The 22,525-nt window shown below is 71.9% G+C and carries 24 protein-coding genes; 13 read left to right on the top strand and 11 right to left on the bottom strand.

The genetic code is table 11. The features are described 5' to 3' along the window. Positions 1-22: 22 nt before the first annotated feature. From NYZ95_RS11540 to NYZ95_RS11530, 3 genes are all read left to right on the top strand, one after another. Complete coding sequence (locus NYZ95_RS11540) at positions 23-2,800, top strand: ExeM/NucH family extracellular endonuclease (protein WP_262851417.1); 2,778 nt, start codon at positions 23-25, stop codon at positions 2,798-2,800. A gap of 213 nt (positions 2,801-3,013) precedes the next feature. Further along, positions 3,014-3,391 carry a DUF488 domain-containing protein gene (locus NYZ95_RS11535; protein WP_262851416.1) on the top strand — a complete coding sequence of 126 codons (378 nt, stop codon included), beginning with the start codon at positions 3,014-3,016 and terminating at the stop codon, positions 3,389-3,391. Positions 3,392-3,455: 64 nt separating this feature from the next. Beyond that, positions 3,456-4,727 (top strand): cytochrome P450, encoded by a 1,272-nt coding sequence (locus tag NYZ95_RS11530; RefSeq protein WP_262851415.1) that lies wholly within the window; start codon positions 3,456-3,458, stop codon positions 4,725-4,727. Positions 4,728-4,797: 70 nt separating this feature from the next. On the opposite strand, the gene NYZ95_RS11525 is transcribed toward NYZ95_RS11530, so the two are convergent. Together NYZ95_RS11525 and NYZ95_RS11520 are read right to left on the bottom strand one after the other, a co-directional pair. Then, the gene (locus NYZ95_RS11525) at positions 4,798-5,361 is read right to left on the bottom strand and encodes an HdeD family acid-resistance protein (protein WP_262851414.1); all 564 of its coding nucleotides are present in this window, start codon (positions 5,359-5,361) and stop codon (positions 4,798-4,800) included. A gap of 76 nt (positions 5,362-5,437) precedes the next feature. Beyond that, positions 5,438-6,682 (bottom strand): DUF5005 domain-containing protein, encoded by a 1,245-nt coding sequence (locus tag NYZ95_RS11520; protein WP_262851413.1) that lies wholly within the window; start codon positions 6,680-6,682, stop codon positions 5,438-5,440. 91 nt (positions 6,683-6,773) lie between these two features. Between NYZ95_RS11520 and NYZ95_RS11515 the strand changes: the two genes are divergently transcribed. Further along, a complete protein-coding gene (locus NYZ95_RS11515; protein ID WP_262851412.1) occupies positions 6,774-7,394 on the top strand; it encodes a TetR/AcrR family transcriptional regulator in 621 nt (206 codons plus the stop codon). Here the strand turns inward: NYZ95_RS11515 and paaI are convergent. Genes paaI through paaA form a run of 6 tightly spaced genes read right to left on the bottom strand, consistent with a single transcriptional unit; the run spans position 7,381 to position 11,520 of the window. Next, a complete protein-coding gene (paaI, locus tag NYZ95_RS11510; RefSeq protein WP_262851411.1) occupies positions 7,381-7,791 on the bottom strand; it encodes a hydroxyphenylacetyl-CoA thioesterase PaaI in 411 nt (136 codons plus the stop codon). The two genes, NYZ95_RS11515 and paaI, sit on opposite strands and share 14 nt — an antisense overlap. Then, positions 7,788-8,876: a 1,2-phenylacetyl-CoA epoxidase subunit PaaE gene (gene paaE / locus NYZ95_RS11505; RefSeq protein ID WP_262851410.1), complete on the bottom strand. Its 1,089-nt coding sequence runs from the start codon at positions 8,874-8,876 to the stop codon at positions 7,788-7,790. Before paaE ends, paaI begins: the two co-directional genes overlap by 4 nt. Further along, positions 8,876-9,364, bottom strand: coding sequence for a 1,2-phenylacetyl-CoA epoxidase subunit PaaD (paaD, locus tag NYZ95_RS11500; RefSeq protein WP_262851409.1), 489 nt, complete (start codon positions 9,362-9,364; stop codon positions 8,876-8,878). The genes paaE and paaD overlap by 1 nt, the downstream gene beginning before the upstream one ends. 2 nt (positions 9,365-9,366) lie before the next feature. Further along, the gene (paaC, locus tag NYZ95_RS11495; RefSeq protein WP_262851408.1) at positions 9,367-10,278 is read right to left on the bottom strand and encodes a 1,2-phenylacetyl-CoA epoxidase subunit PaaC; all 912 of its coding nucleotides are present in this window, start codon (positions 10,276-10,278) and stop codon (positions 9,367-9,369) included. 10 nt (positions 10,279-10,288) lie between these two features. Continuing rightward, positions 10,289-10,582 (bottom strand): 1,2-phenylacetyl-CoA epoxidase subunit PaaB, encoded by a 294-nt coding sequence (gene paaB / locus NYZ95_RS11490; protein WP_262851407.1) that lies wholly within the window; start codon positions 10,580-10,582, stop codon positions 10,289-10,291. Continuing rightward, entirely contained in the window at positions 10,579-11,520 is a 942-nt protein-coding gene (paaA, locus tag NYZ95_RS11485) for a 1,2-phenylacetyl-CoA epoxidase subunit PaaA (protein ID WP_262851406.1), read from the bottom strand. Before paaA ends, paaB begins: the two co-directional genes overlap by 4 nt. Positions 11,521-11,606: 86 nt before the next feature. Between paaA and paaZ the strand changes: the two genes are divergently transcribed. From paaZ to NYZ95_RS11470, 3 genes are all read left to right on the top strand, one after another. Next, entirely contained in the window at positions 11,607-13,643 is a 2,037-nt protein-coding gene (paaZ, locus tag NYZ95_RS11480; protein WP_262851405.1) for a phenylacetic acid degradation bifunctional protein PaaZ, read from the top strand. A 105-nt stretch (positions 13,644-13,748) separates the two neighbouring features. After that, positions 13,749-15,239, top strand: coding sequence for an FG-GAP repeat domain-containing protein (locus NYZ95_RS11475; RefSeq protein ID WP_262851404.1), 1,491 nt, complete (start codon positions 13,749-13,751; stop codon positions 15,237-15,239). A gap of 83 nt (positions 15,240-15,322) precedes the next feature. Further along, complete coding sequence (locus tag NYZ95_RS11470) at positions 15,323-16,471, top strand: serine hydrolase domain-containing protein (protein ID WP_262851403.1); 1,149 nt, start codon at positions 15,323-15,325, stop codon at positions 16,469-16,471. Here the strand turns inward: NYZ95_RS11470 and NYZ95_RS11465 are convergent, their stop codons facing one another. Next, a complete protein-coding gene (locus NYZ95_RS11465; RefSeq protein WP_262851402.1) occupies positions 16,472-17,446 on the bottom strand; it encodes an NAD(P)-dependent alcohol dehydrogenase in 975 nt (324 codons plus the stop codon). An 88-nt stretch (positions 17,447-17,534) separates the two neighbouring features. Between NYZ95_RS11465 and NYZ95_RS11460 the strand changes: the two genes are divergently transcribed. Both NYZ95_RS11460 and NYZ95_RS11455 read left to right on the top strand, forming a co-directional pair. Then, a complete protein-coding gene (locus NYZ95_RS11460; protein WP_262851401.1) occupies positions 17,535-18,191 on the top strand; it encodes a TetR/AcrR family transcriptional regulator C-terminal domain-containing protein in 657 nt (218 codons plus the stop codon). A gap of 25 nt (positions 18,192-18,216) precedes the next feature. Beyond that, entirely contained in the window at positions 18,217-18,630 is a 414-nt protein-coding gene (locus NYZ95_RS11455) for a VOC family protein (RefSeq protein ID WP_262851400.1), read from the top strand. 1 nt (position 18,631) lies between these two features. On the opposite strand, the gene NYZ95_RS11450 is transcribed toward NYZ95_RS11455, so the two are convergent. Further along, positions 18,632-19,003, bottom strand: coding sequence for a DUF1330 domain-containing protein (locus NYZ95_RS11450; RefSeq protein ID WP_262851399.1), 372 nt, complete (start codon positions 19,001-19,003; stop codon positions 18,632-18,634). Positions 19,004-19,021: 18 nt separating this feature from the next. Next, entirely contained in the window at positions 19,022-19,996 is a 975-nt protein-coding gene (locus NYZ95_RS11445; RefSeq protein ID WP_262851398.1) for an HNH endonuclease family protein, read from the bottom strand. Between the two features lie 66 nt (positions 19,997-20,062). On the opposite strand from NYZ95_RS11445, the gene NYZ95_RS11440 reads away from it, so the two are divergent. The 4 genes from NYZ95_RS11440 (at position 20,063) to NYZ95_RS11425 (ending at position 22,512) form a co-directional block, all read left to right on the top strand. Further along, positions 20,063-20,479, top strand: a complete 417-nt coding sequence (locus NYZ95_RS11440; RefSeq protein WP_262851397.1) for a CoA-binding protein — start codon at positions 20,063-20,065, stop codon at positions 20,477-20,479. A gap of 26 nt (positions 20,480-20,505) precedes the next feature. Continuing rightward, positions 20,506-20,925 carry an alternative ribosome rescue aminoacyl-tRNA hydrolase ArfB gene (gene arfB / locus NYZ95_RS11435; RefSeq protein WP_262851553.1) on the top strand — a complete coding sequence of 140 codons (420 nt, stop codon included), beginning with the start codon at positions 20,506-20,508 and terminating at the stop codon, positions 20,923-20,925. A 26-nt stretch (positions 20,926-20,951) separates the two neighbouring features. Next, positions 20,952-21,608, top strand: coding sequence for a hypothetical protein (locus tag NYZ95_RS11430; protein ID WP_262851396.1), 657 nt, complete (start codon positions 20,952-20,954; stop codon positions 21,606-21,608). 64 nt (positions 21,609-21,672) lie between these two features. Beyond that, positions 21,673-22,512, top strand: a complete 840-nt coding sequence (locus tag NYZ95_RS11425; RefSeq protein WP_262851395.1) for an alpha/beta fold hydrolase — start codon at positions 21,673-21,675, stop codon at positions 22,510-22,512. Positions 22,513-22,525: the final 13 nt, after the last annotated feature.

Raw genomic sequence — 22,525 nt, 5'->3', positions numbered from 1 at the left:
CCACCGATCCAGGAGGATCAAGGTGTCTCTCTCCGTACGACGCGGCTCACGCGTCACGTCGCTCCTCGCGGCAGGCGCCCTCGCGGCCGGCGGCCTGGCTGCCTTCGCCGCACCCGCCAGCGCCGCACCCGCCGACCACCTCGTGATCAACGAGGCGTACCTCAACGGCGGCAGCGCCGGCGCGACCTACCTCAACAAGTTCGTCGAGCTCCACAACCCGACCGACGAGGAGATCGACGTCGACGGGTGGACGGTGCAGTACCGCTCGTACTCGTCCACCAGCGGCTTCACCGGCAAGATCGCCCTCTCGGGGACCATCCCGCCCGGCGGCCACTACCTGGTGAGCGGCAACGCGAACGCGACCAACGGCGCGCCGCTGCCGACCCCCGACGTGGCGTCCACGATCGCCTTCTCCGGCAACGCCAACGGCGGCACGCTCGCGCTCTCGTCGTCCGACGCCACCCTCACCGGCGACGGTGCCACGGTGCTCGCGAACCCGGCCGTCGTCGACGTGCTCGGGTACGGCGTGTCCAACACGTACGAGACCGCGCCCAAGGCCAGCGGCTACTCGGTCACCTCGTCGCTCAACCGTACGGACGGTGAGGACACCGACGACAACAGCGCCGACTTCACGGCGGCCGCGCCAACTCCGACGGCGTGCGGCGAAGCCTGTGTGCCCGCCCCGAACCCGGTCGTCGAGCGGACGATCGCCGAGATCCAGGGGACCGGTGCCGCCAGTCCGTACGAGGGGGACACCGTCATCACGCAGGGCGTCGTCACCGCGGCGTACCCGACCGGTGGCTTCAACGGTTTCTACCTCCAGACCGCGGGCAGCGGCGGTGCGAACGACGCCACACCCGGCGCCTCGGACGGACTCTTCGTCTTCGGCAGCGCCGCCGTCGCCAAGGTCGCTCAGGGCGACCACGTGAAGATCACCGGCCCCGTCGTCGAGTTCAACGGGCTCACGCAGATCACGCCGTCGGCTGCTGACGTCGAGGTGCTCGCCGAGCCTGCCGAGGCCGTCAAGTCGTCGGCGTTGGCGCTGCCGCTCGGGGACGCTGACCGCGAGGCGCTGGAGGGCATGCTCGTCACGCCGACCGGCTCTTTCACGGTGACGAACAACTACACGACGAACACCTTCGCCGAGATCGGCCTCGCCGCCGGCGACTCGCCGCTGTACGTCCCGACCGAGGTCGCCGCACCCGGCGCGGAGTCGCAGGCGGTGAAGGCGGCGAACGCGACCAAGCGGATCACCCTGGACGACGGCTCCTCGACCAACTACACGGGCGGCGGTCGGTTCACCCCGATGCCGTGGATCGACGCCGACACCACGATCCGGGTCGGAGCGAAGGCGACCTTCACGAAGGACGTCGTGCTCGACTACCGCAACAACGCCTGGAAGCTCCAGCCGACGGCACAGCTGACGGCGGACGACGCCAACGACGTTCTCCCCGCCACGTTCAGCGGAGCCGAGCGTCCCGCCTCGCCACCGCAGGTCGGCGGTGACGTGAAGCTGGCGGCGTTCAACGTCCTCAACTACTTCACGACGACGGGCGAGGACTACAAGGCGGCCACCGGCATCGAGTGCGTCTACTTCCTCGACCGCGACGGCCTGCCGACGACGGTCGACGAGTGCCCCGGGAACGCCGGCCCGCGGGGTGCGGCCGACGACGCGAGCTTCGCCCGGCAGCAGGCCAAGATCGTCACCGCCATCAACACCCTCGACGCCGACGTCGTGTCGCTGGAGGAGATCGAGAACTCCGCGAAGTACTACGGCCAGGAGCGCGACACCGCGCTCGCCGCGCTGACCGAGGCGCTCAACGCCGACGCCGGTGCAGGGACCTGGGCGTACGTCCCGTCGCCGGCCACGCTGCCGCCGCTGGACGAGCAGGACTTCATCCGTACGGCGTTCATCTACAAGCCGTCGGTCGTCGAGACCGTCGGTGAGTCGACGGTGCTCGTGGGCGATCCTGCGTTCGCCGACGCCCGTGAGCCGCTCGCGCAGGCCTTCCAGCCGGTGGCCGGCACGGAGGCCGACCGCTTCGTCGCGATCGTCAACCACTTCAAGTCGAAGCGCTCCGGCACACCCGATCCCGACCAGGGTGCCGGCAACGCCGAGCGGGTCCAGCAGGCCCAGTCGCTCGTCGCCTTCGCCGACGAGGTCAAGGCTGCGGCCGGGACCGAGAAGGTCTACCTCACGGGCGACCTCAACGCGTACTCGAAGGAGGACCCGATCACGGTCCTGCGCGAGGCCGGCTACGTCGATCTCGAGGAGGAGTACAAGACGGCGGAGACGTACCAGTTCGAGGGTGAGATCGGCTCGCTCGACCACGTGTTCGCGTCGCCGGCCGCGGCGCCGGACATCACGGGCATGGGCGTCTGGTCGATCAACGCGATGGAGCCGATCGCGTACGAGTACAGCCGCTACCACGCCAACGCGACGGACTTCTACGACGAGAGCCCGTTCCGCTCGAGCGACCACGACCCGGCACTCGTCGGGATCGCGCTGGAGGAGCAGCTCACGCCGACAACGGTCAGCGCGGTCGCGACGCCAGGTGTGTCGCCGCTGTTCGGTCCGCTCGTCGCAGCCCAGGTCAAGCCGCGCGCCACGGGGACGGTCGACGTCCTCAGGGGTGACACCGTTCTCGCGAGCCAGCGCCTCGTCCTCGGGGTGACGCTCGTCGCGCTGCCGGTGAAGGCGCTCCCGCCGGGGACGCACGAGCTGACGGTCCGCTACTCCGGCGACGCCACCCACGCGGCGTCGCAGGCCACCGTGACGGTGCGCGTCTTCGGACGCTGACCCCCGCCGCGCCCGCCCCGTGCCCCGCCCCGTACCTCGTGCGGTTTGCCACGCCAGCGTGGGAAACCCTGGTTGGCGCGGCAACCACGGCCCGTCCCCGAGGGTTTGCCGCGCCAGCGTGGCAAACCCTCGGGGGCGGGACACGGGGCGGGACACGGGGCGGGCGCAGCGGCTGGGCGAGCATCGGGAGCGGTCCCGTGGCTGACTAGGGGCATGGGACCGCTCCGGATCCAGGGCAAGCGCGCGTACGACCCGCCGTCGGACGACGACGGCGTACGGGTCCTTGTCGACCGCCTGTGGCCACGCGGGGTCCGCAAGGACGCGCTCGCCCTGGACTCGTGGGACAAGGACGTCGCTCCGAGCACCGACCTCCGCAACGCACTGCACCACGAGGGCCTGCCGTACGAGGAGTTCGTCCGCCGCTACCGGTCAGAGCTCGAGACACCGTCCGGACGGGACGCGCTCGCCGCCCTTCGCGCACGCGGCGACGGCGCTGTCCTGACCCTCGTCACGGCCACGAAGCCGATCGAGCGCAGCGCCGTACCGGTCCTGGTCGAGATGCTCCCTGAAAGTCCTCAGGGTCATCCCTGAGATCGGCTCAAGCGGCGGCAGGATCGGCCTGCGCTGACGTTAACCTTGTCGGACTATGCGCAAGATGACGACAGACCTGCTCACGTGGGTCGCGCAGCGGACGGTCCTGCGGTCGCAGAAGGACGGCATCGATCTCTCGAAGCTGACCTTCGTCCCGAACCGCTGGCTGATGCCCCTGCGACGCGAGGGGCTGGACCCCGTCCCCGCCTTGGCGAGGGCCCGTGCGGAGGCCCCCGTGAAGCGCCTCGCGAGCCTGTTCGGCATGAACATCTGGCTCGTCACAGGCTACGCCGAGGCGCAGGCGGTGCTGGCCGACCGCACGTCGTACAGCAACGACATCCGCCCGCTCGTCGGCGAGGTCGGCGCCGCCGACGGCGACATCGGTGGTCTCGGCTTCACCGACCCGCCCGAGCACACGCGCCTGCGCAAGCTCCTCACGCCCGAGTTCACGATGCGGCGGCTCGCCCGCCTCACGCCGAAGATCGACGAGATCATCGAGCGCCAGCTCGAGGTGATGGAGGCGAAGGGCCCCGAGGTCGACCTGATGGCCGACTTCGCGTTCGCGGTGCCGTTCCTCGTCATCTGCGAGCTGCTCGGCCTGCCCGACGAATCTCGCGAGGAGTTCTTCGCCCTCGGCTCGGCCCGCTTCGACGTCTCCGGCGGGGGTGCCGCCAGCTTCGGCGCGATCTCGGAGTCGCGCACCTTCCTCATGAACGCCACCAAGGCGCAGCGCGACGCCCCCGGTGACGGCCTGATCGGCAAGATCATCGAGGAGGTCGGCGACGAGATCTCCGACTACGACCTCGGCGGCCTCGCCGACGGCGCATTCACCGGCGGCCACGAGACGACCGCGAGCACGATCGCCCTCGGGGCGATGGTGCTGATGAACGATCATGAGACGCGTCGCCGCCTCATCACCGACGACACGTTCGTCGACCCGGTCGTGGAGGAGATGCTGCGCTACCTCACGGTCGTGCAGGTCGCGTTCCCGCGGTTCGCCAAGGTCGACCACCAGCTGTTCGGTCAGCAGATCGCGAAGGGCGACGTCGTCGTCTGCTCCCTGTCGGGCGCCAACCGCGACCACCGCACCAGCGGCCCCGACCTCGAGCACTTCAACCCGCACCGCGACTGGCCCGTCTCCCACATCACCTTCGGCTACGGCTTCCACCGCTGCGTCGGCGCCGAGCTGGCGCGCATGGAGCTGCGCGCCGCGTACCCGCGCCTCTTCCGCCGCTTCCCCGACATGACGCTCGCCGTCGACCCGAGCGAGCTCGCGTTCCGCCAGCGCTCGATCGTGTACGGGGTCGACGCCATGCCGGTACGCCTGTACGGCTGAGCGCACCGAAACCAGCAGCACAACGCCCCACGGCCCTGGTCGCAGCGTGGGGCGTTGGCGCCTGTGGCCCTTAGGCGAGCTGGTTGACCGCCTTGCGGAACAGGAACGCGCTGATCAGCCAGAAGACGCCGATCACGAGCGCGTAGATCCCGATGAGGACGAGAAGGGTCGCGGCACCGATGCCCGGGTTGGCGATCAGCAGGATGCCGAAGAGCAGCGACGCGATGCCGGCGGCGAGAAGCCATCCCCATCCGCTGCCGGGCACCTGGCGCAGCTGGAGGGACCCCGACACCTCGAGCACGCCGATCATCAGCGACCAGAACGCGATCACGAGGACGAGGGCGAACACGGTGATCTCCGGCTCGCGGAAGGCGATGACGCCGGCGGCGATGCCGAGGACACCTTCGAGCAGCAACCATCCCCACGCCCGCCCGCCACCGGTGACGATGCTGACCAGCGCCATGACGCCGTCGGCGAGCGCCCAGATGCCGAAGACGATGACGATCGCCTTGGCCGTGGTCTCGGGATAGACGAGAGCGAGGATGCCGAACGCGATCGCGATGACACCGCGGAGGACCACGATCCACCAGGCAGACCTCGTGGCTGACGTGATGGTCCCGGCAAGATCGGTCATGGCGCCCCCTCGTTCGTCCTGTTCCGCACACTAAGGGTGCTTGTGCGCCCGGTGTGCGAGGACACGCGGGCGCGCGTCAAGGCAGGCGTACGCGGATGAACGCCGGACGGTAGAGGAACGGGTTGGCCTCGACCTTGCCGACGTCGGTGTTGTTGCGGCTGTACGAGACGACGACCGTTCCCGCCTTGGGGAGGATCGCGGGATGGGCGAGCGGCATGTAGCGGAGCTGGCCCGTGACCGCGTTGGACGGGATCCGCGCGACCGTGGACGCCCGCGTGAACGGGCCCGTCGGCGCGGGCGCCTTCCAGATCACGAGGTCCTGCCCGAGGAACTCGTCCTGCTTGCTCACCGCGTACCAGGACCCGTCCTGCTCGAACACGCTGAGCGTCTGGGACACGCCGCCCTGGGCGGGGATCAGCTCGACCGCCCGGTCGGCGCTGCGGCTCCACTCCGACCCGTCCCAGTAGCGCCACATGGACTGGTCTCGCAGGTGGTCGATGTGCACGCGCGCCACCCGCAGCGAGTAGCCGAAGACGCCCTCGACCTCGGGGTTGGCGGTGCCGTACAGATAGACCCACTCGTCCGAGACCGCCACGGCCGCGCCCCACGTGGGCCGCTTGCGGCTCGGGTCGTCGCGGCCGAGGTCCTTCACCTCGACGAGCTGCGGGACACCGCCCGGCTCGACGTGGAACACGGCGATCGCGGGACCGAGGTTCTCGAAGTCCGTGCTCGCGACGCCGCCGCTGCTGCGCACCCGTTGCACCCCGACACCGACCACGTCGACGCCGTTGCGGTGGACGCGCCCGATCGACATGGGCCAGTAGCCGACCCCGTCCGAGCGGTCCGGGATCAGCGCGCCGCGGTCCTCCGGGAGGACCGTCTGCGCACAGCCGTCGGAGATGAGCAGCATCGAGTTGCGGACAAAGCGTTGACCCTCGAAGTCGGGCGCGCGCAGCGTGTCACCCATCACCCAGATCCGGCGTCCGTCCTCGAGCTCGAGGTCGGCGCCCACGTCGGCGCCCTGGAGCGCCGGTCCTCCGCGGGTCGTGTCGACGATGCTCTGCAGGTCGGCGAGCGTACGGAGCCGGGGGATCGTCACGCAGGGCGACGCGGTCGACGTCATCGGCTCCTGGGTCGCGGGGGACGCGTCGCCGCGCGGGTCGTCCTCGTCGGCGCCGGCGAGCGGCCCACGGACCAGGAAGACGGCGACCACCGCGACGCACACCCCGACGACACCGACGGCCGCGGCGATCCACCACCGCCGACGGCGCAGGGGCGGCTCCGCCGTCTCGCCGCGGTCGGGCACGTCGCTCTCGTCCATGTCGACCCCGAGACTAGTGCGGCACCTCCACGGACCCCAGACCTTGCACCGAGTCGTGACTGCCTCTCGTCGTCTGTGAGAGCCTGAGGCCATGGTGACCGGCTCGACGGGAGGTACGGCGCGGCGCGGCCGCCCCGGGTACGACCAGGAGACGGTGCTCCGCCGTGCGGTCGACCTGTTCAACCGTCAGGGCTACGACGCGACCAGCGTCGGCGACCTCGCCCGTGAGCTCGGCCTGACCAAGTCGGCGATCTACCACCACGTCCCCAGCAAGGAGCACCTCCTGGCCCTCGCGCTGGACGAGGCGCTCGACGGACTCGAAGCTGTGATCGGTGAGGCCGTTCAGGAACGTCCCGGCACGAGCGCGTACGACCGCCTGCGGGCGGCGGTACAGCAGAGCGTCGAGGTGCTCGTCGCTCACCTGCCGTCGGTGACGCTGCTGCTGCGCGTGCACGGCAACAGCGAGGTGGAGCAGCGCGCGCTGGCGCGGCGGCGCGCGATCGACGAGCGGCTCAGCGGACTCGTCGAGGACGCCGTGGCCGAAGGCGCCCTGCGTGCCGACATCGACCCGGACCTCATCAGCCGCCTGCTCTTCGGCATGGTCAACTCGCTGGTCGAGTGGTACCGCCCCGGCGGCCCCGTCGACACCGCCGTGCTCGCCGACGCCGTGGCGACGCTGGCCTTCGACGGGCTGGCGCTCAGGGAGCGCTGAGCGACCCGACGCTGCGGCTGCGACCACGGAACTCCGCGATCGTCGTCGCGTCGGACCGGCGGCGTACGGTCACGTCGTACACGCCCGAGCGCCCGCTCCGTGCTCGCTCGACCGCCTCCGCGACGAGGGTGTCGCCTCGGTGTGCCGGCGCCAGGAAGGTGATGTCGAACCCGGCGGCGACGGTCACCTCCCCGTAGCCGTTGCAGGCGAGCGCGAACGTGCTGTCGGCGAGCGCGGCCACCAGGCCGCCGTGACAGAGCCCGTGCCCGTTCACCATGTCGTCACGCACGACCATCGACACCCTGGCCTCGCCGGGCGCGACGTGCTCGCAGTCCATCCCGAGCGCCTTGCTGGCCGCGTCGGCCGCCCACATGGCGGCGGGTCCGTCAGCGCTCATGCGTCGAAGTCCACGGTGAGGCGCTCGCTGACGGGGTACGACTGGCACGTGAGGACGAACCCGCGGGCGAGCTCGTCCTCGGTCAACGCGTAGTTGCGTCGCAGGTCCACCTCGCCCTCGCTCACGTGTGCGCGGCAGGTCCCGCAGACGCCGCCCTTGCAGGCGAACGGCAGGTCCGCGCGGCCGCGCTGCGCAGAGTCGAGGATCGGCTCGTCCCGCAGCATCGGCGTGGTCGTGCTCCGTCCGTCGAGGACGACGGTCACGTCGCTCGTCACCCCGTCGAGCGCGGGATCGACGTGGCGGACCTCCGGCGGCGGTTCGTCGACGTAGAACAGCTCGACGTGGACCCGCTCGTCAGGCACGCCGAGCTCGGAGAGGACCGTGCGCGCCTCGCTGAGCATCCCGAAGGGCCCGCACAGCCAGACGTGGTCGACGTCGGCGACCGGGACGAGGACGGTGAGCAGCCGGCGGAGCCGGTCGGCGTCGAGGCGTCCGGAGAAGAGCTCGACGTCGCGCGGCTCGCGCGACAGCACGTGCACGAGGTCGAAGCGCGGGCCGTAGCGGTTCTTCAGGTCGGCGAGCTCCTCGGCGAACATCACGCTCGCGGCCGTCCGGTTGCCGTACAGGAGCGTGACCTCGGCGGCCGGGTGGGTGAGGACCGTGCTCGCGATCGACAGCATCGGTGTGATGCCGGAGCCGGCGGCGATGCAGAGATGGCGGCCGCCCTCGTCGGGGTCGGCACGGAAGCTTCCGGTCGGAGGCAGCACCTCGACGCGCGTCCCCGGCACCACCTCGTCGGCGAGCCACCGGGAGAACAGCCCGTCGGGGATCGTGCGCACCCCGATGCGCAGCGGGGAACCGACCGGTGCGCAGATCGAGTACGACCGACGATGCTCCTGCCCGTCGACGACCCGCCGCAGGGTCACGGACTGACCCGCGGCGAACGCGTACTCCTCGCGCAGGTCGTCGGGGACGTCGAAGGTCACCGCCACGGCGTCGTCGGTCAGCCGCTCGACCGCGGCGACGGTCAGCGCGTGGAACGACGCCGACCGGCGCGTGCGGGACTCGGGCGAGGCGAGCGTCATCAGATCTCCTTGACGTGCTCGAACGGCTCGAGGCAGGTCGCGCACCGGTAGAGCGCCGTGCACGGCGTCGGCCCGAACTCCGACGTCACCGCCACCTCGGACGAGTGGCACCGCGGGCACCGCACGTCGCGGCGGGTGGGCGTGAGTGCCAGGGTCACGGGCCCGTCCCGTCGCGGGGCCGGCCCGGGCGCCGACAGGCCGTGCGCGGCGAGCGCCCGTCGACCGCGCGCAGAGATCCAGTCGCTCGACCACGCGGGAGCCAGCACCACCTCGACCCGGACGTCGTCGAACCCTTCCTCGTCGAGCACGCGGACGAGGTCGTCGCGCATCGCCGCCACCGCCGGGCAACCGGAGTACGTGGGGGTGATCGTCACGACCACGCTGTCCCCGTCGTCCGCGACGTCGCGGAGCACCCCGAGGTCGTCGAGGGTGAGCATCGGCATCTCCGGGTCGGTGACCGCGGCCGCCACCTCGTACGGGGTTCGCACCGTCACCACCTCCCCAGAGGATGGGCGCGCGCGACGCTCTGCATCTCCTCGAGAAGGTCCGTCAGCGCGTCGGTGTGGTGCCCGTCGCGACCACGGGGGGCCGGTACGGCCTCGCGCGGCGGGACGTCGAGGTCGCCGGCGTCCCACACCTGGCGGAGCACCGCATCGACCTCGTCGTCCACGGCTGCCGGGTCGACACCAGCCCCCGCCTGCGCGACCCGTTCCTCGACCGGGTGGGTCGCGCCGAGCTCGGCACGCCACCGCCACACGCGCTCGCGCGCCGCCTGGACGCGTCGTCGTGACTCCTCGGTGCCGCGCGCGAGCGTGACGACCCAACGACCGGCGTAGTCGCGGTGGTAGGCGAGCTCCTTGACCGCCTTCGCCGCGACCGCCGCCAGCACGGGGTCGGAGCCGGCGCGCAGGCGCTCCATGACGGCAAGCCGCCACGACGCCACCAGGAGGAGCCGGACGACGGCGTCGGCGAAGTCCTCGTCGCAACGCTCGACCAGGCCGACGTTGCGGAACTCACCGGCGTCGCGGAAGAACGCGTACGCGTCCTCGGCCGGCACCGGCGACCCGTCCGGGACGCCAGGGACGCTCTCGGGGTCGATGGTCGCCGCCCGCGCGTAGAGCAGGCGCGCCTGGCCGAGCAGGTCCAGCGCCACGTTCGCGAGCGCCACGTCCTCCTCGAGGTCGGGCGCGTTGCTGCACCACTCGGAGAGGCGGTGGGACAGCACGAGCGCGTCGTCGGCGAGCATCACGGCGTACGCCGCCAGGTCGCGCGGGTCGACGCCCTCCGGCACGCGCGTGTCGCCGAGCGTCGCGAGCGGGTCCTCGAACCCGGTCCCGAACGCCCAGTGCGAGGCGTCGCCGCCGTAGAGGCCCTCGTACGGGTTGTCGGTCGTGTCGGTCACGTCGCGGTCCTCACATGTGCGGGACGTCGTCGGGGATCTCGTAGAACGTCGGGTGCCGGTAGACCTTGTCCCCGCTGGGCGCGAAGAGCGGGTCCTTCTCGTCCGGGCTCGAAGCGGTGATCGCGTCGGACCGGACGACCCAGATGCTCACGCCCTCGTTCCGGCGCGTGTAGACGTCGCGGGCGTGCCGCAACGCCATCGCGTCGTCGGCCGCGTGCAGCGAGCCGACGTGGACGTGGTTGAGCCCGCGCTTGCCGCGGACGAACACCTCGTAGAGCGGCCACTCGGCCTTCACGTCGGTCATCGGTCACCGCCGCCCGCCGCGTACGCGGTCGCTGCCTCGCGGACCCACGCACCGTCGTCGTGCGCGCGGCGGCGATGCGCCATCCGCTGGGCGTTGCACGGGCCGTCGCCGCTGATGACGGCGGTCAGCTCGTCCCAGTCGGGCTCGCCGAAGTCGTAGTGCCCGCGCTCCTCGTTCCACGCGAGCGCGGGGTCGGGCAGCGTGACACCGAGCGCGTCGGCCTGAGGGACGGTCATGTCGACGAACTTCTGCCGCAGCTCGTCGTTGGTGTCGCGCTTGATGCCCCACGCCATCGACTGCGCGGTGTTCGGCGACTGCGCGTCCGGCGGCCCGAACATCATCAGCGACGGCCACCAGAACCGGTCGACGGACTCCTGGACCATCGCACGCTGCTCGTCGGTGCCGCCCATCATCGTCATCAGCAGCTCGTAGCCCTGGCGCTGGTGGAACGACTCCTCTTTGCAGATCCGGATCATCGCCCGCCCGTACGGCCCGTACGAGGTGCGGCACAGCGGCACCTGGTTGCAGATCGCCGCGCCGTCGACGAGCCAGCCGATGGTGCCGACGTCGGCGTACGAGGGGGTGGGGTAGTTGAAGATCGAGGAGTACTTCTGCTTGCCCGCGAGCAGCAGCTCGGTCAGCTGCTGGCGCGAGACGCCCAGGGTCTCGCAGGCGGAGTAGAGGTAGAGCCCGTGGCCGGCCTCGTCCTGCACCTTCGCGAGCAGGATCGCCTTGCGCCGCAGTGACGGCGCCCGCGTGATCCACGCGCCCTCGGGCTGCATCCCGATGATCTCGGAGTGGGCGTGCTGGGCGATCTGGCGGACGAGCGTCTTGCGGTAGCGCTCGGGCATCCAGTCACGCGGCTCGATGCGGTCGTGGCGCGCGAGCGTCTGCTCGAAGTCCGCGAGGAGCTCGGTCTCCTGCGCCGTCGCAGTCATGGCGTCCTCCAGGGATTTACTGACCGATCGTTCTGTAATACTGTGACACGGGTCATCGCCCACGCGCAACGACACCTGGGGGCCCCGTGAGCACACTGCTGGAGAGCTACGTCGCCGGACGCTGGCACGCCGCCCCGGACGAGGGGAGGCCGCTCCTCGACGCGACCACAGGAGACGAGGTGGCCCGCGTCTCGAGCAACGGGCTGGACGTCCCCGCGATGGTCGCGTACGCACGCGAGGTCGGTGGTCCGGCGCTCCGCTCGCTGACCTTCCACGAGCGCGCCGGCCTCCTCAAGGCGCTGGCCAAGCACCTCGGCGCCGAGAAGGACCTGCTGTACGACCTGTCGGCGCGGGCGGGGGCGACCCGGCGTGACGCCGCGATCGACGTCGACGGCGGCATCGGCACGCTCTTCTCCTACGCGAGCAAGGGCACCCGCGAGCTGCCGAACGACACGATCGTCCTCGACGGCCCGCCCGAGCCGCTCGGCAAGGGCGGGACCTTCGTCGGGCAGCACCTCTTCACGTCCCGCCCGGGTGTCGCGGTGCAGATCAACGCCTTCAACTTCCCGGCGTGGGGGATGCTCGAGAAGCTCGCCCCGGCGTTCCTCGCCGGGCTCCCGACGGTCGTGAAGCCCGCCAGCCCGACCGCGTACGTGGCCGAGGCGCTCGTACGGCAGATCATCGAGTCGGGGCTCCTCCCCGAGGGCGCGCTCCAGCTCGTCTGCGGCGACGCCGGCACCCTTCTGTACGAGCTCGGGCCGCAGGACTCGGTCGCGTTCACCGGCTCGGCCCACACCGCGAACGTGCTGCGCGACCATCCGTCGATCGCGACCGGCGGCGTCCGGCTCAACGTCGAGGCCGACTCGCTGAACTGCTCGATCCTCGGTCCGGACGTCACCGAGGACGCCCCCGAGCTCGACCTCTTCGTCAAGGGCGTCGTGACCGAGATGACGGCGAAGGCCGGCCAGAAGTGCACCGCCATCCGGCGGGTCCTCGTCCCGGAGCCGATGGCCGCGACCGTCGTCGAGGCCCTGCGGGAGCGCCTCTCTCGCGTGAGCGTCGGCGACCCCACCGACCCCGACGTACGGATGGGACCGCTGGTGAGCCTCGCCCAGCGCGACGAGGTCCGCAAGGCGGTGGAGGCGCTGCGCAGCACCGCGGACGTCGTCTTCGGCGACCCGGACCACCCCGAGGTCACCGGTGCGGACGCCGAGCGCGGCGCCTTCCTGGGGCCGGTGCTCCTGCACGCCCGTCGCGGCGCGACCGAGCCGCACGACGTCGAGCCGTTCGGGCCGGTCAGCACGGTCCTCACCTACGACGACCTCGACGACGCCGTCGCGCTGGCCGCCCGTGGACGCGGCAGCCTCGCGGGCTCGATCGTCACGCACGACCCCGACGTCGCCCGTACGCTCACGCTCGGGCTCGCGCCGTGGCACGGACGCCTGCTCGTGCTCGACCGGGACGACGCCGGCGAGTCCACCGGCCACGGCTCGCCGCTGCCCGTCCTCGTCCACGGCGGCCCCGGCCGCGCCGGCGGCGGCGAGGAGCTCGGCGGCGTCCGCGCCGTGCTGCACCACATGCAGCGCACGGCGGTGCAGGCGTCGCCGGACATGCTCACCGCGATCACCGGGCGGTGGACGACAGGGGCCGCCCGACGCGACGACGGCACCCACCCCTTCCGCAAGAGCCTCGCGGACCTGCACATCGGCGACACGATCGCCTCCGAGCCCCGAACGGTCACCCGCGAGGACATCGACCGCTTCGCCGCGCTGACCGGCGACACCTTCTACGCCCACACCGACGAGGAGGCGGCAGCCGCGAACCCGCTCTTCGGCGGCATCGTCGCGCACGGCTACCTGGTGGTCTCGCTCGCCGCAGGGCTCTTCGTCGATCCGGACCCCGGACCGGTCCTCGCGAACTTCGGTGTCGACAACCTGCGGTTCCTCACGCCGGTCAAGGCCGACGACGCCATCGCCGTGACGCTGACGGTCAAGCAGGTCACGCCGCGCGCGAACGCCGACTACGGCGAGGTCCGTTGGGACGCCGTCGTCACGAACGCGGAGGGCGCACCGGTCGCCACGTACGACGTCCTCACGCTCGTCGCGAAGTCCTGGGACGCCTGACGGAATCTGCCCGACCCTCGACGCGGCACCCATGCGTGTGCGAGAGTGCTCCGACTTGTGAAACACCGTTCCGTTTCGGAACGCCGTGCTCAAAGGAGCAGCGTCATGCGTACCCCCGCTCGCACGACCGTGACTGCGCTGGCGTTCGCCACCGCCGCCGCCGTCACCACCGCCGCCGGCCCCGCCTCTGCGGACGTCGGCGACTTCACCCGGACCGTCATCGCCGAGGACGCCGTCGGCCCCGCCTTCACCGCGGTGGGCGACCTCGTCGGCGACGCGCGCCCCGAGCTGGTCTCGACCCGCTACGGCAAGCTCACGATGCAGGGCCCCTCGGCCCTGCCCGAGCCGGGCAGCGTGACGCTGTACGAGAACGCGGGCCGCAAGCGCGGCGGAGGGGTCGACCGCTGGACCACGACGCCCGTCGTCGAGCCGTCGGACGGCATCATCTTCCCGAGCGAGCCGACGCTGGCCGACGTGGACCGGGACGGCGACACCGACATCATCCAGCCGGCCGGCTACTTCTGGGACTCGGGGATGGGCTTCAGCCGGGGCTCGCTGACCTGGTGGGAGAACCGCGACAACCCCCGCAGCGTGCGCGAGCTGCTCGCGCTCACGACGTGCCCACGGACCTCTCGCGGCGTCGCCCAGCTCAAGAAGTGTCTCGCCGAGCTGCGTGAGTGGAAGCGCCACGACGTCATCACCGACAGCCCGTTCTCCTACCACGACCTCCAGTTCGTCGACTTCGACGGCGACGGCCGCAAGGACATCGTCACCGTGGGCGAGCAGGGCTTCAACCCGTCGGACACCACCGACGACGTCGTCGAGCTCCAGTTCCTCAAGGGCGACGGGAAGGGTGGGTTCGCGCCCCCGGTCGCACTCGCGGACGGTGGCGGCAGCAGCCCGGTCGTGACCGACGTGGACGGTGACGGCGACCTCGACATCGCCTCGGCTCAGTACTTCGGGGTCAGCCCGGTCGTGGTCGGACCGCCCACCGGCGAGGCCTCGTTCGTGTGGTTCGAGCGCGTCGGCACCGCCGCAGACGGCGTGACGGCCTCCGACTTCGAGAAGCACGAGATCAGCCGCGGCCAGGGCCCGTCGTTCAGCCTCCACCGTGTCGACAACCTCTTCGGTGACGGCGAGGACCGCTGGGTCGGCGTCAACCACACCAACACCACCGCAGGCAACCCGGGTCCGCCGGTGTTCCTGCGCGCCGAGCCCGACGTGTTCCTCCTGACCCCGGGCGCCGACCCGCGCGCGCCGTGGTCGGTCGCCCCCCTCGCCTCGACGGTCGACCCCGGTGCCGAGTTCACCGCGAGCCCGCGCCCCGGACAGGCGGCTCCCGGCAAGACCGGCTTCGGTGACATCGACGGCGACGGCGATCTCGACCTCGCCGTCTCCGGCGACGGCGCCTTCCGCCTCTACTGGATCGAGCAGACCGCCCCCGGAGTCTTCGCCCAGCACGTGCTGCCGGAGTCGGAGGGCTGGGGACAGGCCGGCGGCGCGAAGATCGCCGACCTCGACCACGACGGGAACAGCGACCTCGTGTTCTCCAGCTTCGAGATCAACAAGGTCGGGATCTGGAGCCACACCCGCTGATCCGACGCGGCCACACCTGCGGGCCGGGGCACCGATGAGTTCGGTGTCCCGGCCCGGTCGATCCAGGGACCCCGAGGAGACCCATGGATCTGCAGCACCACGTCGCCCGAGCCGTCACCCCGTACGCCGAGGCCTCAGCGCCGCCGGGCCTCGCCTGGGTGGTCGCCCGAGGTGGCGAGGTCGCCGTCGGCGCCCACGGGACGTACGGACCCGACGACCCCACACCCGTACGGCCCGACACCCCGTTCCGGCTCTCGTCGGTGACCAAGCCGGTCGTCGCCGCAGCCGCGCTGTCGCTCCTCGACGACGGGACACTCACGCTGGACGCCCCCGTCGAGCGCTGGCTCCCCGAGCTCGCCCACCGGCGCGTCCTGCGCGACCCGGCGGGCCCGCTCGACGACACCGTCCCCGCGGCGCGCCCGCTTACGGTCGCCGACGTCCTCGAGCTGCGGCTGGGGATCGGGCTCGACTTCACCGGCCCCTTCCCCGGACCGGTGCTCTCGGCGCTCGCCGAGGCGGGGCTGCAGGCCGGACCGCCCGCCCCGCAGGTCAACCCCGACCCCGACACCTGGATGCGTGCCGTCGGCGCCGTCCCGCTCTCGTACCAGCCCGGCGAGCGCTGGCTCTACCACACGGGCAGCGAGGTCCTCGGCGTCCTGATCGCCCGGGCCGCCGGCGCACCGCTGCCGCAGGTGCTCGCGGACCGCGTGCTCGAACCGCTGGGTATGGCGAGCACCGGGTTCGGCGCTCCCGCCGACGTGGCAGGACGGCTCGGCCCGCACTGGCTCCCGTACGACGGCGGTCCGCTGCGCCCGTACGACCCGGCGGACGGCCAGTGGTCGCGGCCCCCCGCCTTCCCCAACGCCGGCGACGGCCTGGTCTCGACCGTCGAGGACCTCGCCGCGTTCGGTCGGATGCTCCGCGCAGGTGGCCTCGCCGCCGACGGGACCCGTGTGCTGTCGCGGGAGGTCCTCGCCGAGGCGACCCGCCCCCGCGTCGCTCGGATCGATGAGGACGGCCGGTCGGGCTGGGGGCTCGGGTTCGGGGTGGCGACGGCCGACCACTCTGACGGTCGACGGGCGGGCTCGTACGGGTGGGACGGCGGGACGGGCTCAACCCTGTGGATCGACCCCGTCACCGACGTCGTCGCCGTGATGCTCACCAACCAGATGTGGGCCTCGCCCGAGCCGACGGCGGTGTTCGAGGCGTTCTGGCGCGCAGCGTGGGCGTGATCAGCCCTCACGCACCGCGATGACCACCTTGCCGAGGACGTCGCCGTCCACGAGCCTGCGCATGGCGTCCGGGAAGGCGTCGAGCGGGTAGGTCGCGTCGAGCACGGGCCGGATGTCGCCCCGGGCGGCGAGGTCGGCCACCGTGGCGAGGTCGTCGGTCTTCGTCGTCGAGACGAGCGACGTCAGCCGCTGGCCGACGAACGGCGACCACAGGAGCGCCTGGAGCTGTCGCTCCATCCCACCGAGCCAGCGACCGCCACCCTCACCGCCGGCGAGGACCAGCGTCCCGCGCGGGGTCAGCAGCCGCCGCAGCTGGGCGAGCGGACGCAGCCCGCCGATGTCGACCACGACGTCGAACCGACCCTCGAGCCCCGACAGGTCGTCACGCGTGTAGTCGAGGACGGGGTCGGCGCCCAGCGCGCGGACGCCCGCGACCTTCTCCGTCCGGCAGACACCGGCCACCTCGGCGCCGAACGCCCGCGCCACCTGGACCACGTACGTCCCGACACCGCCGGACGCCCCGATCACGAGGACGCGGTCTCCCTGCGCCACGCGGCCCTTGTCACGCACCGCCTGGAGCGCCGTCACTGCCGAGACCGGTAGCGCGGCCGCCTCGACGAACGACAGCGCCTCGGGCTTGGGCACGAGGTTCTTCACCTTCGCGCGGGCCCGCTCGGCGTACGTCGCGACGCCCGACCCGAGCACGGCGTCTCCGACGGCGAAGCGGGTCACGCCCTCGCCGACCGCGGTCACGACGCCCGCCACCTCGATCCCGAGGGGCCACCGAGGCCGACGAACACCGAAGGCGACCCGCCCGACGAGGGGCCGGCCCGTCATGAGGTGCCACGCCCCTCGCTCCAGACCTGAGGCGTGGACGTCGAGCACGACCTCGCCCTTGCCCGGCACCGGGTCGGGGACGTCGCGCAGCTGCAGCCGGTCGGCGTCGCCGTACTCGTCGTGGACGATTGCCTTCACATGACTCACAACCTTACGTCGTAAGGGGGACGTGAGGACGATAGCCTTACGCAGTAAGGTCATGCAAGCCCCGTTGCAGGGAGATCCCGTGGCGCGACGTCCGCCCCTGACACGCGAGGTCGTCCTCAGGACGGCCGTCGCCCTCGCCGACGAGTCCGGCGCGACCTCGCTCACGATGCGCGCGCTGGCCCGCGAGCTCGGCATCGAGGCGATGTCGCTGTACCACCACGTCGCGAACAAGGACGCCCTCCTCGACGGGATGGTCGACCTGGTCTTCGCCGAGATCGACCTTCCCGTCGCCGGCCGGGACTGGCGTACGGAGATCCGTCGACGCTGCCTCTCGGCCCGCGAGGTGCTCCTTCGCCACCCTTGGGCGGTCGGGTTCGTCGAGTCGCGTTCGTCGCCGGGCCCCGCGACGCTGCGCCACCACGAGGCGGTCCTCGCCTGCCTGCGCGAGGGAGGGCTCTCGGTCGTCCTCGCCGCGCACGCGTTCGCGCTGCTCGACGCGCAGCTCTTCGGACAGGTCCTCCAGGAGACCAGCCTGCCCTTCACCGAGTCCGAGGGTGCGGCCGAGGTCGCGGAGAGCGTCCTCCGAGAGACCGCCCCGACCGAGCTCCCGTACCTCACCGAGATCGCCGTCGAGCACGTGATGAAGCCCGGGTACGACTTCGGCGACGAGTACGCGTACGGTCTCGACCTCATCCTCGACGGGCTCGAGCAGCGGCGTCGCGCCGAGGAGGCGTGAGCCGAACGGTGGATACGGTCGCCAGATGGCCTCCCGCATCTCGCACACGACCTTCGACGCCCACGACGCCTACGCCCAGTCCGAGTGGTGGAAGAAGGTGCTGGTCGGCTACACCGACGTCGAGGGTGACCCGAACGAGCCCGGGCACGAGGAGTGCATGATCGTCCCCCCGGCCGACGGCACCGCCGGCGCCGCGGGCCCGTTGCTGTTCATCGAGGTGCCTGAGGGCAAGACCCTCAAGAACCGCATCCACCTCGACCTCCGCCCCACCGACCGCTCGCGCGAAGAGGAGGTGGAGCGCGTCATCGAGCTCGGCGCCACCGTGCTCGACGACCGGCGGACGCCTGACGGGCGCGGCTGGGTCGTGCTCGCCGACCCGGAGGGCAACGAGTTCTGCATCCTGCGCAGCGACGCCGAGCTCGCCGCTCAGGACGGCTGAGTCAGACCGGCGACCACTTCACGGTCGCCTGGAGCACCGCCTCGTCGAGCGCCTCGGTCCGGAGGTGGGTCACCTCCTGGTACGCAGGATCGGAGACCATCGTCAGGAACGCCTCGCGCGACGGGTAGCGGACCAGCACCACGGCGTCCCACGCCTGGCCGTCCTCGGCCACGAGCGCCGTCGACCCGTTGCCGGCGAAGACCACCTCTGCGCCGTACTTCGGGAGGAAGGTCTGCTCCAGCGCGGCCGCGTACTCCGCGTAGCGCTCGCGGCCTCCCTCGGCGAACCGGAGAAGGTTGAGCATGACGACGGGACCACCTGGGTCCTCGGCGAGGTAGCGCTTCAGATCGGCACCGCGGGGGTCAACAGCCATGCGCGGCAGCATGGCAGGTCAGCGCGGCGCGCGGAACCCCGCTGCCTTCGCGGCCGCGGCCGACGCGAAGCACTCCTCGGGGACGGTCACGGCGTACGAGCGGCTGCCCGGCTCGTGGAAGATGCGGTCGCCGCCGTCCTCGGGGACGTTGCCCTTGACCGGCGCGTCCGCCGGGCAGTCCTTGCCCGTCGGCTTCGCCGACTTGCCCGACCCCCCGGTCGCGGGCGCGGCGCCCTTGGCGAACCCGGCCGCGTACGCCCAGGTCGACTCAGGGAGGGGCTTCAGGTCGGCCGGTGCCCCGAGGACACGCGTGCACCCGTCGAGGATGCGCGCGATCGCGGACTTCATCGGAGCCGTGACGCGCAGCGCGTATGCGTGGGCGACGCGGGTGAACCGGATGACGTACGTGCAGCGGTACGGCTTGCTCGGCGGAAGCCACCCGTCCGGACCCGAGTCGGACTTGCTGGAGTTGGTCGGCCCGTCGACGGCGAGCAGGTTGAGCGGGTCGTTGGCGAAGGCGACCCGCTTACCGACCGGCCACTGCTGGGCACCGAGCTGCCAGCTCAGCGACAGCGGCACGACATGGTCGATCTGCACGGCTGCCGCGTCCTCCTTGCGGAAGGTGAGCGACCTGCCGGTGTACGGGTCGTCGAGGGTCCCGGCGACGACCACGCACTTGTTGCGCTTCTCGACGTCACGCAGGTCGCGCGCGAGGACGTTGTCGCGCGTGCCGCACCCCGAGCGCGTCACGTCGGCCCACGCCTGGCCGTACTGGCCCACCCGGTCGTACCCGGTCTTCGGGGCGCGTCCGGCGACCTTGAGACCGTCGAGCATCGACCGCGCCTTGGCGACCTGGTCCTTGACGGCGGCGGGCGGCGCAGGCGTCTCGCCCGCCGCCTGCGCGGGCTGCTCGCCCTCGAGCGGGCCGCACGCCGACACGGCGAGGAGCGAGGCGGACACGGCTAGGACGAGTCGTCGTGCGCGGAGAGTCACCCGACGGTTCTACCGGTCGCCACCGACACCGCCCACCCCGGGTCGGGCAGCGCTACCGTCGACACCATGAGCAGCGACTGGCACGATCCCGACGCGGTCTCCTTGATGCTCGACGACCTGCAGACGTGGGCCGTCGTCGGGCTCTCCGGCGACACCTCGCGCACCGCGTACCGGATCGCCGAGGCCCTCCAGGCGCGCGGCAAGAAGATCGTCCCCATCCACCCCGACGCACCCGTCGTGCTCGGTGAGCAGGGGTACGCCACGCTGTCCGAGGTGCCGTTCCCGATCGACGTCGTCGACGTGTTCCGGCGCTCGGAGGCGGCCGGTCCGTTCGCGGACGAGGCCGTCGCGATCGGGGCGAAGGCCGTGTGGTTCCAGCTCGGCGTGATCGACGAGGACGCGTTCGCGCGCACGCGTGCGGCGGGAGTCGCGATGGTGATGGACACGTGCCCGATGATCGAGTGGGCGAAGCGGGCGTCGTGACGCCCAAGGCCACCGGCCCGCTCGTCGTGCCTGCGGGCCCGGGGATCCCCGGCGGCCTGGTGGTGCCCGAGAGCGAGCTCGAGGAGCGGTTCTCGCGCTCGCCCGGGCCTGGTGGTCAGTCGGTGAACACCACCGACAGCCGCGTCGAGCTCGTGTTCGACCTCGAGGCGTCGGAGGTCCTCACGGCACGCCAGCGCGAGCGGGTCGTCGCGGCCCTCGGCACGACCCGGTTGAGCGTGACGGCGTCCGAGCACCGCTCCCAGCTGCGCAACCGTGCGGCTGCTCGCGAGCGCCTCGCCGACCGTCTCCGGACAGCGCTCGCCCCTCCGCCGCGTCCACGGGTGGCGACGAAGCCGACCCGCGGGTCGCAGCGCCGCCGGGTCGAGGCCAAACGACGGCGTTCGGAGACGAAGGCCGGTCGAGGGCGGGTCCGCGACACCGATTGAGTCCGTTGCGGGCCTAGGCTCGTGGCATGACCGAGGACACCACCGATCCCGACCGCTGGTCCGACGAGGCCAAGGACGCCTTCGTCCGCGCCGCCGACGCCCTGAGCTCCGCGCTCCGCACCCACGCCGTCGCGGTCGCCGCCGCGGGTTCCGACGCCGACGTCGCGACCATCGAGGCCGCCAAGCATGCGCTCACCGACGCGCTCGAGGCGTACGACGAGGCGCAGTACGACTACAGCGGCACGTTCCCGCCGTTCGCCATCATCGAGGAGGACGACGACGAGGACGGCGGCCACGACCACGACCACGACCACGGCGCCGACGCGATCGCCGACCAGGACGTGTCGGGCGTGACGATCCTCCAGCGCATGGACTACCGGGTCACCGACCCGCACGCCGTGGTCGCCGCCGGCAAGGTCGCCCAGCAGCTGTCCGACGGCGAGATCGAGGGACCGATCACCGGCCTCGGCGAGGCCCTCTACGCGCTCGCGCACAGCAACGGCCTCGGCGGCTGGAACCGCCTCGCCGAGACCAGCGGCATCGAGCCCGTCGCGCACGTGGCGCTGGCGGTGGCCAACGAGGGCCTGCTGCCCAGCGACCCCGACGCGTGGCCGGACGACTCGCTCAGCGTTGAGGAGGGTGAGCTCCTCTTCCAGGAGGGCGCCACCTGGGTCGACGACTGACCTCCCTCCCCTCCGCGTCGGGCAGGGATTGAAAGTTAATGGCCTTAGCCGTAAGGTTAGGGATATGAGCATTCAGTTCCTGACCCGTCCCGAGGGCCGCATCGCCTACACCGACACCGGCACCGGCCCGCTCGTCGTCCTCGTTCCGGGAATGGGCGACCTCCGCGCGACGTACGACCGGCTCGCACCGTCCCTCGCCGAGGCCGGCTACCGCGTGGTCGTCACCGACCTGCGCGGCCACGGCGACTCCGACACGGGCTTCACGTCGTACGGCGACGCGGCGACGGCCTCGGACCTCGTCGCTCTGGTCGAACACCTCGACGCCGGCCCTGCCGTCGTCGTCGGGAGCTCGATGGGCGGGTCCGCCGCCGTGATCGCGTCCGCCGACCGGCCTGACCTCGTGCGCGGCACCGCACTCCTCGCCGGGTTCCTTCGCGACCCGCTCTCCCCGGCGATGGGGGCGGTCGCCCGCACCGCGTACCGGGTCCTCTTCGCCCGCCCGTGGGGCGCAGCGGTGTGGGCCTGGTACGTCCGCACCCAGCTGAGCAAGGGGCGTCCGACACCCGGCCTCGACGCCCGCATCGCGCCGCTGCGCGGCGCGCTCTCCGACCCCGCGCACCTGCGCGCGTTCCGTCGGCTGACCCTCGCGCTCGACCACCGCGAGGTCGACCAGCGTCTCGCCGACGTCCGTACGCCCGTGCTCGCGCTCTACGGAGACAAGGACCCCGACTTCTCCGACGCGCACGACGAGCTCGCGTTCGCCCGCGATGCCGTCAGCGCGGAGGGTGAGGTCCTCACCGACGTCGGGCACTACCCGCACCTCCAGGCGCACGACGAGGTGCTCGCCGCGCTCCTGCCGTTCCTCGCGGCGACGACGGCCCCGCTGGGCGACGACGTTGCCTAGGGTCGGGCTCAAC

It is taken from the genome of Mumia quercus (assembly GCF_025506335.1).
Taxonomy (GTDB): Bacteria; Actinomycetota; Actinomycetes; order Propionibacteriales; family Nocardioidaceae; genus Mumia; species Mumia quercus.
The sequence above is the reverse complement of the archived record's forward strand: the minus strand, read 5'-3'. Positions and strand labels throughout refer to the sequence as shown.

Coding starts and splice junctions, on each gene's coding strand:
- NYZ95_RS11525 (WP_262851414.1), bottom strand. CDS start 5,361: ATGACCGATCTTGCCGGGACCATCACGTCAGCCACGAGGTCTGCCTGG.
- paaB (WP_262851407.1), bottom strand. CDS start 10,582: ATGACCGACGTGAAGGCCGAGTGGCCGCTCTACGAGGTGTTCGTCCGC.
- NYZ95_RS11520 (WP_262851413.1), bottom strand. CDS start 6,682: ATGGACGAGAGCGACGTGCCCGACCGCGGCGAGACGGCGGAGCCGCCC.
- NYZ95_RS11535 (WP_262851416.1), top strand. CDS start 3,014: ATGGGACCGCTCCGGATCCAGGGCAAGCGCGCGTACGACCCGCCGTCG.
- paaI (WP_262851411.1), bottom strand. CDS start 7,791: ATGAGCGCTGACGGACCCGCCGCCATGTGGGCGGCCGACGCGGCCAGC.
- NYZ95_RS11425 (WP_262851395.1), top strand. CDS start 21,673: ATGAGCATTCAGTTCCTGACCCGTCCCGAGGGCCGCATCGCCTACACC.
- NYZ95_RS11430 (WP_262851396.1), top strand. CDS start 20,952: ATGACCGAGGACACCACCGATCCCGACCGCTGGTCCGACGAGGCCAAG.
- NYZ95_RS11455 (WP_262851400.1), top strand. CDS start 18,217: ATGGCCTCCCGCATCTCGCACACGACCTTCGACGCCCACGACGCCTAC.
- NYZ95_RS11530 (WP_262851415.1), top strand. CDS start 3,456: ATGACGACAGACCTGCTCACGTGGGTCGCGCAGCGGACGGTCCTGCGG.
- NYZ95_RS11440 (WP_262851397.1), top strand. CDS start 20,063: ATGAGCAGCGACTGGCACGATCCCGACGCGGTCTCCTTGATGCTCGAC.
- NYZ95_RS11470 (WP_262851403.1), top strand. CDS start 15,323: ATGGATCTGCAGCACCACGTCGCCCGAGCCGTCACCCCGTACGCCGAG.
- paaE (WP_262851410.1), bottom strand. CDS start 8,876: ATGACGCTCGCCTCGCCCGAGTCCCGCACGCGCCGGTCGGCGTCGTTC.
- paaA (WP_262851406.1), bottom strand. CDS start 11,520: ATGACTGCGACGGCGCAGGAGACCGAGCTCCTCGCGGACTTCGAGCAG.
- NYZ95_RS11450 (WP_262851399.1), bottom strand. CDS start 19,003: ATGGCTGTTGACCCCCGCGGTGCCGATCTGAAGCGCTACCTCGCCGAG.
- NYZ95_RS11515 (WP_262851412.1), top strand. CDS start 6,774: ATGGTGACCGGCTCGACGGGAGGTACGGCGCGGCGCGGCCGCCCCGGG.
- NYZ95_RS11475 (WP_262851404.1), top strand. CDS start 13,749: ATGCGTACCCCCGCTCGCACGACCGTGACTGCGCTGGCGTTCGCCACC.